The organism is Micromonospora sp. NBC_00421 (genome assembly GCF_036017915.1).
Classification (GTDB): Bacteria; Actinomycetota; Actinomycetes; order Mycobacteriales; family Micromonosporaceae; genus Micromonospora.
In genome coordinates this window covers 2,327,908-2,343,203 of record NZ_CP107929.1, presented here as the reverse complement: position 1 = coordinate 2,343,203, position 15,296 = coordinate 2,327,908, and the positions used below count along the sequence as shown (strand labels likewise).

The following is a 15,296-nucleotide window of genomic DNA, read 5'->3' as shown; positions in this document are numbered from 1 at the left end:
GCGGGAGTTGATGTTGCGCCAGCCGGGGACTCACAGACATAACCATGCAGCTGAAACACATCGGCGCTGTGTCGCCGATCCGACTCACCGTCCGGTCAGGTCACTCAGACAACAACACACTGTGGATGCTGACGTAGCATGCCTCGGGTGATTCGCTCATGAGGCCGACCATCGCCGCCGATACCTTGCGTCGGACCCTCACCCAGTACCTCACCACCACCTTCGGCCTCACCGAGGACGGCGTACGCCAGGGTCTGGAGGGTTTTCTCTCCCACCCGGAGCAGGGCATCTTCCGGGGGCCGTACCTGCGGATCCGCACCCCCTTCCGCCCGGCGGCGGGAAACTGGCGGGCGTGCCTGGACTGGGCCCCGGCCGACTTCACCCCCTACCTGCACCAGGCGAACGCGTTCGCCCGGCTGTCGACCAAGGGGCGGGCGGCCGAGCCGACCCTGATCACCACCGGCACCGGCTCCGGCAAGACGGAGTCGTTCCTGATCCCGGTGCTCGACCACTGCCGACGGCAGAAGCAGCAGGGCCGGGCCGGGATCAAGGCGATCCTGCTCTACCCGATGAACGCCCTGGCCACCGACCAGACCCAGCGGATCAACGAACTGCTCACCGACCCGGCGCTCAGCGCGGTCACCGCCGGCCTCTACATCGGCGACGTCGCGGCCATCGAATACCCGCACGTGTTCACCAAACGCTCCGAGATGCGGCGCACCCCGCCGGACATCCTGATCACCAACTACAAGATGCTGGACCTGCTGCTCCAACGCGACGACGACCTCCCGCTGTGGGAGGGCGCCGAGCCGGCGTACGTGGTGCTTGACGAGTTCCACACCTACGACGGCGCGCAGGGCACCGACGTGGCGATGCTGCTGCGCCGGCTCGCCGCCGCGCTCGGTCTCGACGAGCCGGACCGGCCGCTCGGGCCGATCTGCCCGGTGGCCACCTCCGCCACCCTCGGTGAGGGCGGCGGCCGGGACGGTCGTACCGCGATCCGGGAGGTCGCCGAGCAGGTCTTCGGCGTCGCCTTCGACGCCGCATCGCTGGTGGGGGAGGACCGCTACGGTGCCGGCGAGTTCGTCGCCCGCCAGGACTTCAGCCTGCCGCTGCCGACCCCCGAGCAACTCGCGGCGATCGACGACCGCGACCCCGGGCGGATGCTGGCCGAGGTCGCCGAGCTGATCCTCGGGGAGCGCTGCCTGGACGACCCGCCGCGTCTCGGTGCGCTGCTGCGGCAGCACCCGCTGACCAAGGCGGTGCTCGACTCGCTCCAGGCCCGCCCGTGCACCCTCGACGAGATCATCGACGTGCTGCCCCGGAAGAACGCCACCGGCTGGGGCAGCGTGATGAAGACCCGGCCCGAGATCACCGCGAAGGCCCTCACCCGGTTCGTCGGCCTGCTCTCCGTCGCGCAGAACCCGGAAGCGCCCGGCCGTCCGCTGCTCAACATCGAAACCCACCTGTGGGTACGCGCCGTCGCCCGGCTGCTGCGCGGCACCTCCCACCGGGCCACCTTCGGCTGGTACGGCGAAGCGCCACGCGAGTTGGACCCGTACGCCACCGACGCCGACCTGGTCGTGGCCGACAACCGGCACCCCCGGCTGCCGGCCGTCTACTGCCGGCACTGCGGGCGTTCCGGCTGGATGGCGCTGTCACCGGAGAAGGACCCGCAGGAGCTGGAGACCGACCCGGACAAGATCTACCGGGCCAGCGTCGGTCGGGACAAGCGCCAGGTCCGCGCCCTGATCGCCGCCACCGACGACGAGGTACGCCAGCGCGCCCGGGGCCTGCTGGTCCTGGAGTACGGCCGACGGGTGCGCCCCTTCGACGAGCACCGGGACCGGGACATCAGCGACGACGAGATCGTCGTGCTCGGCGACGTCCTCGACATCGACGGCGCCAAGAAGGACCGCTGCCCCTCCTGCGAACTCGACCACGGCATCCGCTTCCTCGGCGCAGGCCTGGCCACCCTCGCCTCGGTGGCGATCACCCAGCTCTTCACCGGCGGCGAGCTGGACGAGGCCGAGAAGAAGACGCTGCTCTTCAACGACTCCGTGCAGGACGCCGCCCACCGCGCCGGTTTCGTCGCCAACCGGTCCTACTCGTTCTCGCTGCGCTCCCTGCTCGCCAGCCGACTGGTCACCGGGGAGTCGATCGGGCTCGACGACCTCATCGCCCGGATGATCGAGGGCGCGGCGCAACCGGAGATCCTCTGTACCGTCGTCCCGCCGGACCTGCACGACCAACCCGGGGTCGACAGCCTGCTCGCCGGCGAGCACAACGGCAGCCGGGACACCTGGGAACTGATCAGCGAACGGCTCGTCTTCGCCACCGTGATGGAGACCGGGCTGCGTTCCCGCCAGGGCCGCACCCTGGAGCTGACCCGCAGCGTCGCCGTCGAGGTCACCCTCGACGATCCGGCACGGGCCGCCGCCATCTGCCGGGATGTGCACCTGACCGGACCGGCCGGCATCCTCGGCGCACCGCCCGACGATGCCCGTTACCTCGCCTTCCTGCGCGGGTTGCTGGAACGGCTGCGTACCCGGGGTGCGGTCTACCACGAGTGGCTGGTGCCGTACCTCAAGCGCGGTGGCACCCGGTGGCAGGTCTGGGGCGGCCGCCCGGCGGGGATGCCCGCCTTCCCGAACGGCCTCTCCGCACCCGCGTTCCTGCTCGCGACGCCGAAGTCCCGCTCGGAGTTCGACGTGATCACCGCGCGCGGCAACTGGTACCAGGACTGGACGTCACGCTGCCTCGGCCTGGACCTCGGCGACGCCGCCGGGTTCCTCGCCCGACTGCTGCCGGCGCTCGCCGCCGCCGACATCGTCGCCGTCGGCGACACCGACGACGGCAACACGGTGTACGGGCTGCTGCCCGGCCACCTGCGGGTGACCCGCCTCGACGACGCGTCCGCCAGGTCGGCCGGGGTCGGCTGCGACACCTGCCACTGGCAGCAGACCGAACACCCCGAGCGGGTCACCGACTGGCTCGGCCAGCCGTGCCGGCAGTACCGCTGTCGCGGTCGACTCCGGGCCACCCCCGACGACACCGCCCCCGACGACTACTACCGTCGCCTCTACCTCGACAGCCCGGTGTTCCGGGTGGTCACCGGGGAACACACCGGCATGCTCACCCGCGCCCAGCGGGAGACGGTGGAGAAGCAGTTCCGCGACGGCGAGCGCTACACCGACCCGAACGTGCTGTCCTGCACGCCCACCCTGGAAATGGGCATCGACATCGGGGCCCTCTCCGCGGTGGTGCTGGCGTCCCTGCCGCAGGGCCCGGCCAACTACGTCCAGCGGGCCGGTCGCGCCGGCCGCCGGAGCGGCAACGCGTTGGTGCTGACCCTGGTCGGACGATCCGAACGGGACCGCTACTACCTCACCGACCCACGCGACATGATCGCCGGTCAGATCGTCCCGCCCGGCTGCTTCCTGTCCGCCGTGGAGATCCTCCGCCGCCAGTACCTCGCCCACCTGATCGACCTGGCCGCCCGGGGCCGGTTGGCCGGGGTGCTGCCGATGCCCCGCCGGGCGCACGTGCTCTTCGGCCCGACCGGATGGCTGGCCGGCCTCGCCGAGGCGGGTCGCCGCGACGGCGGCCGGCTGGTGCAGGAGTTCCTTACCCTCTTCGGCGACAGGATCCTGCGGGCCGCCGCCGACCAGCTGCGCGAGTTCGCGGTCGACGGCATCGTCCACCGGGTCAAGGAGGCCGACGAGGTGTGGGAGTCCCGGTTGGCCGACCTGCGACGCCGGTTGCAGGAACTCGCCGCCGCCCGGGGCACGCTGGTGTCCAGCGACCCCGACCACGCCCGCGAGATCAAGATGTTGAAGGCGGAGGAGGGTGCGGTCCGTCGCCGGCTGCGCGACGTCAGCGCCGCCGCCGCCCACGGCACGCTCGTCGAATTCGGGCTGCTGCCGAACTATGCGCTCATCGACACCCGCACCGACCTGGAAGCGACCCTGACCTGGGAGGACAAGAGCAACGGCGACCGCCGGTTCCACAGCGAACTGCGCGAGTACGCCCGCCCCGCCCGGCAGGCGCTTGTCGAGATCGCCCCCGGCAACAGCTACTACGTGCGGGGCTACCAGCACGAGATCTCCGGGCTCGATGTCGGCCCGACCGACCGGCCCGCGTACGAGCAGTGGCGGGTCTGTGCCCAGTGCGGCTATGTCCGGACCCACCTGGCCAAGGAGGACACCAGCGCCTGCCCGCGCTGCACCGACCCGGGCATCGCCGACCACGGGCGGCTCTTCCAGGTCCTCCAGCCGACCCGGGTGCTCAGCCGCGACCGGCGCGACGACGCGCGCATCCGCGACGACAGCGACGACCGGGTACGGCGCTTCTACGCCACCGCCATCGCCGTCGACATCGACCCCGCCAGGGTCGACTCCTCCTGGCGACACGCACGGGACACCTTCGGTGTCGACTACAGCCGGCACGCGGTGATCCGCCGTTTCAACCTCGGCGCGCAGCGTTACGACCGGGCCGCCGAGTTCTTCGCGGGCGACGAGGTCCGGATCAACCGGTTCCACACCTGCACCTCCTGCGGCGGCACCACGGTCGACGGCGCACCGGCGGTGGGGCAGCAACTCGCCGCGCAGGCCTCCGGATCGACAGTGGTGCAGGGCGCCGAGCACCACCGGCCGTGGTGCCCGTACCGGCGCTCGCCGGCCGGGCCGGGAACCCATGTGGAGCTGATCCTGGCGCACCAGTTGGAGACCGAGGCGTTGCGCATCCTGATCCCGGCGGCGACCGCCGTGGTGGCGGAGCGCGTCGTCTCCTTCGCCGCCGCCGTGCGCCTCGGCATCGCCGCCCAGTACGGCGGCGACCCAGCACACCTGCAGGTCGTGTCGTCCACCATGCCCGACGGGCAGAGCGACGGCACCCGCAACTTCGTGGTCGTCTACGACACCCAGCCGCAGGGCACTGGATACCTGCACCGGCTCGCCCGCTCCGAGGAGTTCCGTCGCATCCTCGAACTGGCCCGCCAACGGATCGCCGACTGCGTCTGCCGGCACGAGGGCCGGGACGTCTGCCACCGCTGCCTGCTGCGCTACGCCCGCAACGAGGAGTTCGCGCTGATGAGCCGCGACGGGGCGTTGGGCATGCTGGATCGGCTCCTCGACACCTGGACCGTCGAGGAGGGCACCCGCACCGACGAGATCTCGCTGATCCACCAGGTGGAGAGCGAACTGGAGATGCGCTTCCTCACCAAACTGCTCGCCCTCGGTGACGCGCCGGGGTCGGGTCTGCGCATCGAGCGACGCACCGACCACGACGGCGCCCGCATCGCCGACCTGCGGTTCGTCAGCGCCGACGGGCACAACGCCACGCACTGGCAGATGAAGCTGCAGAACACCGTCAAGGGCACCCGGCCCGACGTGCACTTCAAGCGCCTGGACGGCTCGTCGCCCGAGGTGGCCGTCTACCTCGACGGCTTCAAGTACCACGCCACCGCCGCGCACAACCGGCTCGCCGACGACGCCGAGAAACGGGCCCGGCTGCGCGCCCACGGTTATCTCGTCTTCGCCGCCACCTGGGACGATGTCAAGACCTGGGGGAACCCGGACGGGCCGGGGCGGTGGACCCCGTACGGCGGGGTCTGCCAGCAGGCGGCCAGGGAGAACTACCGCAGGTTCCTCCCCGGCGCGGACCCGGACGAGCTGGAGGCCACCGTCTGGGTGAACCCCGTCGAACAGCTGATGCGCTTCCTCGCCGAGCCGGACCTCACCCGCTGGCAGCGCCGGGCCGAAGCCACCGCGGCGGGCCTGCTCAAACAGGCCCGGGAGAACACCGCCACTGATTCCGCTGGCGTGCCGCAGCGGGTGCTGGCCGCACTGCAGGGGGAGCCCTTGCCGGGACCGAACGCCCGGCACATCATGATCGCGCGCGCCCGGGACAATGCCGACTGCCCGGTCATCCTCGTCGTTGACGGCCGCAGCAAGCCGCTGCCCACCTGGACCGCCCTGACCGTCGTCGGCGATCTGCCCGGCGCGATCGCCGACCCGGCACACAAGGAACGCTGGGCCGGCTGGCTCACCTGGGGCAACGTGATCCAGTTCCTGACCAACGGCGGCGGGGACGCCGGCCAGCTCGCCGTGTCCGCCCTCGACGCCTTCGAGCCAGCCTCGATGGCGGTCACCGAAGGCACCGGCTTCACGCTCGCCCAACGCGCGCTGCCGCTCGACGAGGAGACGGCGACGTGGCTCGGCGTCACCGCCCAGTCGCCGCCCGCTGAAGCGGCGGCGCTCGACGAGGAATCACCGTGGCGCGATGTCCTGCGCTTCCTGGACCCGGACGAGATCACTCTGGGTCAGTTGGTGCAGCAGCTCGCCCGGCAGGGCCTGCCCGCGCCGATCGTCGGCTACGAGCTGGGCGACCAGGGCTGGCCCGCCGAACTCGCCTGGCCGGACCAGCGCATCGCCGTGGTGCTCACGGGGCAGGACGACGACCCGGAAACCGAGGACCGCGACCGGGCGTACGCCGAGGCGGGCTGGCACGCCCGCACCGCGCGGGAATGGGCGGTGGACGAGTTGACGGCACAGATCAGGGCGACAGGCGGGGGAGAACGTCGATGAACAACGGGGCAACCCTGCGCATGCTGGACCGCGCCGACAAGGAGGTCATGAAGCTCACCCGGGCCGACATCGGCGCGGTCTACGAGTTCATGCACAAGTTCCGGCACAACCCGGAGAACCCCGGGCTGAACCTGAAGGCGCTCAACGGCGACTCCCGGCTGATGTCCGCCCGGGTCAACAAGGACTACCGCGCTCTGCTGCTGCACATCGTCGAACGCGACTACCTGCTCGTCGCGGTCAAGCACCGTGGCGAGGTGTACGACGATCTCAGCCGGTACGCGTACCGGATCAACCGGATCACCGGCGGCATCGAGGTCGTCGACCTGGGCCCGGTCGGCGACAGCATCATCGGACGGGTCGTCCCACCCGAGGTGGAGGTCGCGCCGTTGATCGCGCAGCAGCCGCTCTTCGCCGCGTACACCGACGGGCAACTGCGGGAACTCGGCGTCTCCGAACCGCTGCTGCCGCAGATCCGTGACCTCACGACCGAGGCGGAACTGCTGGAGTTGCTTGACCGGGCGCCCCAGCTCACCACCGACGTGCTCTTCGCGCTCTTCGACGGCACCCCCTACGACGAGGTCCTCCAGCAGGTCACCGAGCCGGTACGCGCCGATGACCAGGTCGACCCGGACGACTTCGAGGCGGCGGTGGAACGCCCGGCGACGCAGGTGACCTCCGACGACGAGGCGTTGCAGGCGATGCTGGGTGAGGCATTCGAGCGGTGGCAGATCTTTCTGCATCCCACTCAGCGCAAGCTGGTGGAGCGTTCGTACCGCGGGCCGGCCAGGGTTGGGGGCGGACCGGGCACCGGCAAGACCATCGTTGCCCTGCACCGGGTCGCCCACCTGGCCCGGCAACTGCCGCCCGGAGCGGACAAGCCGATCCTGCTCACCACCTTCAACCGCAATCTCGCGGCCGACCTGCGTACCCGGCTGATGGCGTTGGGTGGCCAGGAGTTGGTGTCCCGGGTGGACATCATCAACATCGACCGACTGGCCAGCCGGGTGGTCGCCGAGGCGAAGTCCGGCGGCGGTCGTCGGGTGGTCGACGACAACCGGGTCCCCGACCTGTGGGCCGACTTCCTCGTCGAGGCGGGGGAATCCGGATGGGAGGCGGATTTCCTCGCCGCCGAGTGGACGCAGGTGATCCTGGGGCAGGTGCTCACCTCCCGTACCGACTACTTCAAGGCCCGCCGCCCCCAGCGTGGTCGCAGCCTCACCCGGATCGAGCGGGACCAGATCTGGCAGCTGACCGAACGCTTTACCAACTGGCTGGAGAGCCGGGGGGTGTGGACCTGGCGTCAGGTCGCCCAGCGCGCCGCCCGCCTCGAAATGGACCGGACGGCGGCCCACCACGGCAGCCTTTCTGCGGAGTCCTCTGGCGGGTTCTACCGGCCCCGCTACCGTCACGTCGTCGTCGACGAGGCGCAGGACCTCAGCGCCGCGCACTGGAAGATGCTGCGCGCCATGGTCGCGCCCGGCCCGGACGACATGTTCCTCACCGGCGACACCCATCAGCGCATCTATGACAATCACGTCACCCTGGGCAGCCTCGGCGTCAACATCCGGGGCCGCTCGTCCCGGCTCACCCTGAGCTACCGCACCACCCGGCAGATCCTGGCGGACGCCCTACAGATCATGACCGGGGAGGTGTACGACGATCTCGACGGCGGTGAGGAGGATCTGGCGGGCTACCGGTCGCTACTGCGAGGCGGACGGCCGACCTTCCGTGGCGCGGCGACCTGGGCTCAGGAGCGGGAACTCGTCATTGCGCAGCTGCACGGGTGGGGCAGACCGGTCGACGGATCCGTGGCCGTCTGCGTACCTACCAGGGAATTGGCGGCGGACGTGATCGCCACGCTTGAGGCCGACGGGCTGCCGGTGGTGGAGATCGGCCCGGACGGCCCGAAGCAACCCGACGGCGTCCATGTCGGCACGATGCACCGGTTCAAGGGCCTGGAATACCAGCGGATGATCATCGCAGGGGTGGCGGACGGCCTCGTGCCCCGCCAACTGATCAACCGGCACCGGGACACCGACCCCAAACGCTACCAGCGTGAGCGTCAGCGTGACCGGTCGTTGCTCTTCGTCGCCGCCACCCGCCCCCGAGACGAACTGGTGGTGTTCTGGCACGGCACTCCCAGCCCCTTCCTCACCAGCCGCCTCGTGCAGCGCCAACAGCCATGAGCGCCGGCAGCATGGGCGGACCCGGCGACCAGGGAGGCTGACAGTGCAGGCGGGAGACCGCATCAACGCTCGGTATGAACTGACGTATCCGATCGGCCGGGGCGGGATGGGTCAGGTGTGGGCCGGACATGACGAGCGTCTCGACCGCCCGGTCGCCGTCAAGTTCCTTCGCCAGGCGGAGGTGCCCGAGGACGAGCGGTCGACGGCTGTCAAACGGTTCCGGCGGGAAGCCCGTGCCACGGCCCGTCTCGACTACCCCGGAGTGCCAGCGGTTTACGACCTTGGTGAGTACGACGGCGACCTCTACCTCGTGATGCAGTTGGTGACCGGGGTGGTGCTGGCTGATCTCATCGCCGAGGAGCCTCAGCTACCGGTTGCCCGATCAGCCTCGATCGCCGCGCAGGTGTGCGAGGTGCTCTCCGTCGCGCACGCGGCATCATTGGTCCACCGTGACCTCAAACCGCACAATGTGATGGTCACCCGGACCGGTGCCGTCAAGGTCCTGGATTTCGGGATCGCCGCGTTGCTTGAGCCGGCTGAGACCTCCCGGCTCACCGCCACCGGCCAGACCCTCGGTACCCCCGCCTACATCGCCCCGGAGCAGGCGCGGGGTGACCGGGTGGGACCGGCCGCCGACCTGTACGCGTTGGGCTGCATCCTGTTCGAGATGCTCGCCGGACACCCGCCGTACCAGGCGGGAACTGCCCTCGATGTGCTGCGCCAGCACATGCAGGCACCCGTGCCGGTAGTCCACGAGTATCGGCCCGATGTGCCGGACGACCTTGCCCACCTGCTGCTCTGTCTGCTGGCCAAGGAGCCTGCCGACCGCCCGGCGACGGCCGCTCAGGTAAGGCGACTACTGCTGCCCTTCGCCGCCGCGCCCACCCCGGGCGACTGATCGGACGCGGGGTCTCTGCGATTTGGCGGGGCGGCCCGCGCCGATCAGGGCGGCGGCCAGACGGCCGAGGAGATGCCGACGTGTCGGTAGCGTGCTTCATGACTCCGGAGCAGATCTCCCACCGGACCCGGCGCGCGGTTGACGCGGCTGTCCACGTCAGACGCGCACAGGGGCTCGACGTGACCGACGCCCGCGTACTCTACGAAGCCTTCTCCGTGGTCGTGCACCTGGCGCCGTCGCCGGTCGTGGCCCGGCTGCCCACGGTCCTGCCCGGCTATGCGGACCTCGACAGCGTGGCCGGCCGGCAGCGGGCCGAGCTGGACGTGACGGGATGGCTCGCGGAGCGGGGCGTGCCGGTCATTCCGCCCAGCCCTCTCGTGCCCCGGGAGCCCGTCCGGCACGACGGTTTCTCGATGACGTTCTGGCAGCTGATCGAGCTGGCCCCGGCCGGGGAGCCTGACTATGTGGCGAGCTGCGGCCTCGTATCCGAGCTGCACGCCGCTCTGCGTGACTACCCGGGTGAGTTGTCCTTCCTGTCCGCCGCCGAACCCCAGCTCGTCGAGGACGGCCTCGTCGCGCTCGACGGCCAGCCCGACCTCATCGACCCGGCCGACCTGGACCGCGCCCGCCGTGAATGGCAGGTGCTGGAACCCCTCGTGCGCTCCCGCGAGCTGTTCGAGAAGACATTTCCCGGGGTCGACCTGCAACCCGTCCACGGAGACTCCCCGGTCGTGAACATCGTCGCCGGGGTGGACGGGTATCGCTACGCCGACTTCGAGATGGTGACGTTGGGGCCCGTCGAGTGGGACGTCGTCGGCGTCGGTCCGGACGGCGAGGCCGCCTACCGGCGGCGGCGCAGCACCGGAACATGCGGGACCTCGACGGGGACGTGCTGCGCTTCGTGACGGCGGTGGGGATGCTGCGGGGCGTCTCCTGTCTCGCCCTGGCCCCCCAGTTGCCGATGCTGGCGGACGCCCTCGGCGGCATGCTCGACCAGTGGCGGGCGACGCCGTTCGCCGGAGGGCTCGGCTGAGGGCGGCGACGAGCCCAAGCGCGATCGTGCTGCTCGTCGAATCGTTCGTGGCCGCCGAGGAACCTCAGCCACCCGTCGCCCGGTCAGCCTCGATCGCCGCGTTGCTTGAGCCGGCTGAGAACTCCCGGCTCACAGCCACCGGAGAGCCCTCCATACTCCCGCCTACATCGGGCCGGAGCATGCGCGGGGGTGACCGGTGGGACCGGCCACCGACCTGTACGCCATGGGGCTGCATCCTGTTCGGATGCCCGCCGGACCCGGAGCCTGCCCTCGAAGCGCTGCGTCAGCACATGCAGGCGTCCATGCCGATAGTCCCCGAGTACCGGGCCGGGCGCAGCGGTGGGCGTCAGCTCACGCTTTCCGCGCACCCCTTACGCCGCGTTCGTTGATGTCGGGTATGACACCCGGGACGGTGCAGCTGCCCGTGGCCGGGAAAAGCCGTGCCGATATCGCCCCGGCGGATGGAAACTCGTCGCCGTACTCAGCGCTGCGATGGTTCCTGATCTCGTTGATCGTCAGGAACGCGTGCGGTGCCTGCGAGGAGAACGCCGAGATGATGTGGGCAGCGATATCACGACGGCGGGACCCGGGTACGGGCGATCGGCGCTCGGTCGATGAGCGGTCACCGGAATCCTCTGCCGGTTCCCGTGTTACCGGCACTACGGAGAGGTCCACGTCGAGTAGGCGCAGGAGGCGCTCACGCATCTGCGCACGCCGTTGGTCGTAGAACCTCAGGAAGTCGGGAAGCGGCGGCAGCTCACCAAGGTCATTGCGGTCCAGGTAGCCCTGTCTGGCAACGGAATTCGGGTAAGCCAGACCGACCCACTCAGCTGGAAGGGTGGCGCGCTTGTCGACGTTCTCTGTCCCCTCCAGGAGTTGGAGATTTCCCAACCGGTCGACGCGATCGAGGTAGACGGAAATGTCCTCCTCCGGGATGCCTGCAGCGCGAAGGCGGGCTCTGGTGAATCTGCTTCTCGGGTACACGTGGTCGACGTGGTATGCGTTGCGTACGTCGATGCCGGGGTAGAGTAGCGCCAGCAGTGCGAATGTCTTCGTCGCTCCGTACTTCAGATCCAGAAGTTCGTCTACTTCAATCGGATCAAACCGCAGCCCTTTACCCTGCCGTGCCATTTCGCGTTCGAGCGCGGCACGCGGGAATCCATTCCGCGCTTCAGTGTCCAGGACCGTCCGAAGACCGCCAAGCAAGGTGTCGAGGCCGCTGCCCCAGATGCCACCCTTGATGACCGCTCGCAGCAGCCACCGACGGATGTCTTCGCGGTCCGCGGCATCGCTTGTCCGCCGCAGGTAACCTGTGTCGAGCTGACGGAGGTGTGTGTAGTGGGCGAGCGGGATGATCACGCTGCTGGCCGGTAGTGTCGCCGAAGAGAAACCGAAATCGCTGAGTAGCTGGGCGGCGAGCCGCAAAGCCCGCTCGATGTCGTCCCAGCTTTCTTCCATGGCGAGCATCGTGTGTCGGTCAAAGTTGTCGACCTTGAACCGGATGTCGCCCTTCCCGAGCAGAACCAGACCACTTTTCAGGACGCTGTTCTTATCGAGGCTGAAGCCCTGCCCGGTGCGGTTGAGGTCGTCGACCAGGGCGTGGATCTCTTCTCTCGCGTCGCGCTCCCGCCACTGAGATGTGGCGATGCTCAGCAGCAGGTCGCTAAAGGACAAGGGCACCGCTCCGCTGTTGACCCGGATGAAGATGTTGAGCACCTTCTCCAGGCTCTGGTCCTCCTCCTCGAAGTAGTTGATCAACGTTTGACGTTTCACCACCTCGTAGAGCTTGAAGAGCATCCGCCCAGCGAGGTTGCCCAGATCGTGGCGGGCGGTGATGTCGAAGACCTGGTCCCCTTCGCTGATGTCGCGGATCTCCGAGACCGGGAACCAGAATGTGGTCTCGTTGCGACTCTTGGCCTCGTCCGCAGTCAGGAACCGGAAGTGGTACGCCAGTTCGAGTTCGTCATCGTGGCCTTGGGCCAGGAGGTTGATGTGTAGCCGTTTCGTCGGGTAGGCGAGCGGATTGTTGTGACGCATCCTGGGAAGGCGGTCGGCGTACGACCCGCGGAGACCGATGTTCAGGGCGGTCAGCCGCTGCTGGCCGTCGAGAATCGCGGTCACATCCCTGCCACGTTCCACGTCGAGGGTCGGGCAGTGTGGGGAGTTCCTGGCGTGATAAGTCCGCACGAAGTCGTAGAAGGTATAGGATTTAACCTTGTCCCCGTTGACCCTCCAAAAGAGGAATGACCCGATCGGGTAGCCCCGCATAAGGCTGTCGAAGAGCTTGCAGATCCGATCGGGTCCCCAGACGAACTCCCGCTGGATGGCGGGAAGGACGTAGTCGTGCCGAGCCATCCGCTCGAGAGCGGTAGTGATCGTTATGGGTGCTTGAAAGGGCACACGGCCTCCTTCGTCCGTGACGCATCAGCATCGAGGGTGGGGTAGACGGACGACGACCCTCCCATGTCGAGAGCTCATCAGCAAACCGACCTGGTCGACGCAATCTGGAGGGGTAGTTGTTCAGGTGCCCGGCGGGCTAGGATTCCGTTGTCAACGGGCAGCCATGTAGCATCGATCACGCTCTTTCTCCCACAGGTCCTCATCATTGAGGTGTGCACACTCGGGACGTAGCCCGCGAGCGAGACCGTAGAAGCCGATGTGCGGACGACGGGTCTCTTTGCCGACGACGAGCGCGCTCCAGAGTGGTTCCTCCTTTTCGGCGGCACGCCTCGAAACCTGGTCGAGTGGATGACCCAGGTGGTGGGGCTGCATGCCGATGCGTCGCGCCAGTGGACCGTACTCGATCAGGCCCTGACCGACCGCAACTCCGTAGAGAATGTCGGCAACCCGATCCACGCGATCCATCTGGAAGATCTCTGGCATCGGCCGAGCCTATCCACGTACCATGGCGACGCCATCGGCCGAAACGGCAAAACTGCCCACTGCGACAGCTGTCATCTTTCGGACACGACGGTGGTCGTCGTCGGAGTGCCACAGCCCCTGCCTCTCGTGGAGATGCTTGCCGTGTTCGATGCTTTCCAGTCATTTCCTGGCCTGCGACGCCGCAATGCGGCGGCCACGCGCGGCGGTGACCAGCGCAGGGGAATCCGCCTGCCATGAGCCAGGTCGAGCGGGAGTTCACCGTACGCCTCCGGGGCCTGGAGGAGGGTCAGTACGCCGACATCGTCAACGCGGTGTGGATGCAGTTGCAGGCAATCGGTTGCGACTCCACCGTCACCCCGGACGGGCACGAGAAGGCGGCCACCCTCGACGCCCGTTGGGACAAGTACAGCGAGGTCTCCTGGACGGAGGGCGGCCGGGACGGAACCCCGCAGGCGAAGGCGGCGCGCGCCCACCGGACCCGCAATCGGCGCTCAGCCGACACCGGCGAATGACGACGCGGAAGCCGAGGCCTGGCCGGCCTACGCAGTGCATCTGCGTCAACTGCGGCGACACCGTCGAGGGCCGGGCGAACACCCGCCAGCGTGGCCCGGACATCGCCTGGTACGCCCACTGCCGACCGTGCGCGGACCTGGTCGTCGACCAGATGCAACCACTCGACCTGCTGCCGGACAGCAGCGTCGACGTCTACCAGTGTCGCGCGTGCGGCAGCCTCCGCGTCTGCCGCACCGGCTGGCGGACCCGGTGCCACATCTGCCTGGACGAGCGGTCCGCCGGCCTGAGCCTGGCCGCCGGTGCAGGCCTGCTGACCCGGTTGCCGGACGAACCCGGACTCGCCGACCAGGTACGCCGCTTCGCCGGCCTGGCCGACACCGGCACCATCCCCACCCGGGCCGCCGCCGAGTTCCAGGCCGCGATCGCCCTCGGCGCGGAGCTCGACAGGCACCGCCGCGACGGCTGGGCCGACCTGGCCGGCGACGTCCACGGCCTGCCGTGGTACGGCACACGGCAGGCACCCTTCTCTCACGGGACCTGGGGACTGCACCTGCGCTGCGGCTCGTGGCAACGGGTCCGCGACCGCAGTTGTGCCCAGTGCCCACCCGAGCCCGAGGACCGGACCTTCGCCGCGCTCCGCAACACGCCGTACCTGCTGTATCTGGTGCGGCATCGCGGATTGCTGAAGTTCGGCGTCGGCGGAGCGAGCCGGGTGCGGCAACACCTGCGCGCGGGTGCCCAGCTGGTGGAGGTTGTCGAGGGCCGGCACGCCGACGTCATCGAGGCGGAGGCGGTCCTCAAGCGGGAGAAACGGGCGGCGGGGGAATCGCTGCGCTGGTGGCGTACCCGCCGGATGCCGGAGTCGTTCGGCGCGGGCACCGAGGTGATCCGGGCCGGCGTACGGATCAGGCTCGCCGACTACCTCCGCGCCGGAAGCGACGTGACCAGCCGGTTCACGAACCCTACTGACGCAGGGCGTTGAGCACCCAGGCGAGGGGCATGGTGGCCACACGGCGTAATCGGGGCTACGTGACCAACCGATAGTTGGGGATGCTCCGGTTGCGTTCCTCAGCGGGCAGATCGAGAGGAAGCACCCGAACCCCGTCAGGGACGGGCGCTCGGGAGAGGTGGATCCCCTCCAGGCAGGTATTGCACCAGAACGAGGCGTAGCCGAATCCCGAGCCAGGAGGGCCGGT

9 protein-coding genes are annotated in these 15,296 nt (G+C 69.2%); 8 read left to right on the top strand and 1 reads right to left on the bottom strand.

Going from position 1 to position 15,296, the window contains the following annotated elements:
* Positions 1 to 158 precede the first annotated feature (158 nt).
* From OHQ87_RS10165 to OHQ87_RS10145, 5 genes are all read left to right on the top strand, one after another.
* Positions 159 to 6,587, top strand: coding sequence for a DEAD/DEAH box helicase (locus OHQ87_RS10165; protein ID WP_328347209.1), 6,429 nt, complete (start codon positions 159 to 161; stop codon positions 6,585 to 6,587).
* The gene (locus OHQ87_RS10160; RefSeq protein WP_328347208.1) at positions 6,584 to 8,773 is read left to right on the top strand and encodes a UvrD-helicase domain-containing protein; all 2,190 of its coding nucleotides are present in this window, start codon (positions 6,584 to 6,586) and stop codon (positions 8,771 to 8,773) included. Before OHQ87_RS10165 ends, OHQ87_RS10160 begins: the two co-directional genes overlap by 4 nt.
* Entirely contained in the window at positions 8,655 to 9,671 is a 1,017-nt protein-coding gene (locus OHQ87_RS10155; RefSeq protein ID WP_328348795.1) for a serine/threonine-protein kinase, read from the top strand. The genes OHQ87_RS10160 and OHQ87_RS10155 overlap by 119 nt, the downstream gene beginning before the upstream one ends.
* Positions 9,672 to 9,850: 179 nt before the next feature.
* Positions 9,851 to 10,576, top strand: coding sequence for a phosphotransferase (locus tag OHQ87_RS10150; RefSeq protein WP_328347206.1), 726 nt, complete (start codon positions 9,851 to 9,853; stop codon positions 10,574 to 10,576).
* Positions 10,540 to 10,704, top strand: coding sequence for a hypothetical protein (locus OHQ87_RS10145; RefSeq protein WP_328347204.1), 165 nt, complete (start codon positions 10,540 to 10,542; stop codon positions 10,702 to 10,704). The genes OHQ87_RS10150 and OHQ87_RS10145 overlap by 37 nt, the downstream gene beginning before the upstream one ends.
* Positions 10,705 to 11,055: 351 nt before the next feature.
* On the opposite strand, the gene OHQ87_RS10140 is transcribed toward OHQ87_RS10145, so the two are convergent.
* Positions 11,056 to 13,104, bottom strand: coding sequence for a DUF262 domain-containing protein (locus OHQ87_RS10140; protein ID WP_328347202.1), 2,049 nt, complete (start codon positions 13,102 to 13,104; stop codon positions 11,056 to 11,058).
* 258 nt (positions 13,105 to 13,362) lie between these two features.
* On the opposite strand from OHQ87_RS10140, the gene OHQ87_RS10135 reads away from it, so the two are divergent.
* Genes OHQ87_RS10135 through OHQ87_RS10125 form a run of 3 tightly spaced genes read left to right on the top strand, consistent with a single transcriptional unit; the run spans position 13,363 to position 15,082 of the window.
* Positions 13,363 to 13,824 (top strand): hypothetical protein, encoded by a 462-nt coding sequence (locus OHQ87_RS10135; RefSeq protein ID WP_328347200.1) that lies wholly within the window; start codon positions 13,363 to 13,365, stop codon positions 13,822 to 13,824.
* Positions 13,821 to 14,099, top strand: a complete 279-nt coding sequence (locus OHQ87_RS10130) for a hypothetical protein (RefSeq protein WP_328347198.1) — start codon at positions 13,821 to 13,823, stop codon at positions 14,097 to 14,099. The genes OHQ87_RS10135 and OHQ87_RS10130 overlap by 4 nt, the downstream gene beginning before the upstream one ends.
* Entirely contained in the window at positions 14,096 to 15,082 is a 987-nt protein-coding gene (locus OHQ87_RS10125; RefSeq protein ID WP_328347196.1) for a hypothetical protein, read from the top strand. The genes OHQ87_RS10130 and OHQ87_RS10125 overlap by 4 nt, the downstream gene beginning before the upstream one ends.
* Positions 15,083 to 15,296: the final 214 nt, after the last annotated feature.

Excerpts from the sequence above, each read along its gene's own strand:
- OHQ87_RS10165 (WP_328347209.1), top strand. The coding sequence starts at position 159 with ATGAGGCCGACCATCGCCGCCGATACCTTGCGTCGGACCCTCACCCAG.
- OHQ87_RS10160 (WP_328347208.1), top strand. The coding sequence starts at position 6,584 with ATGAACAACGGGGCAACCCTGCGCATGCTGGACCGCGCCGACAAGGAG.
- OHQ87_RS10145 (WP_328347204.1), top strand. The coding sequence starts at position 10,540 with ATGCGGGACCTCGACGGGGACGTGCTGCGCTTCGTGACGGCGGTGGGG.
- OHQ87_RS10130 (WP_328347198.1), top strand. The coding sequence starts at position 13,821 with ATGAGCCAGGTCGAGCGGGAGTTCACCGTACGCCTCCGGGGCCTGGAG.
- OHQ87_RS10125 (WP_328347196.1), top strand. The coding sequence starts at position 14,096 with ATGACGACGCGGAAGCCGAGGCCTGGCCGGCCTACGCAGTGCATCTGC.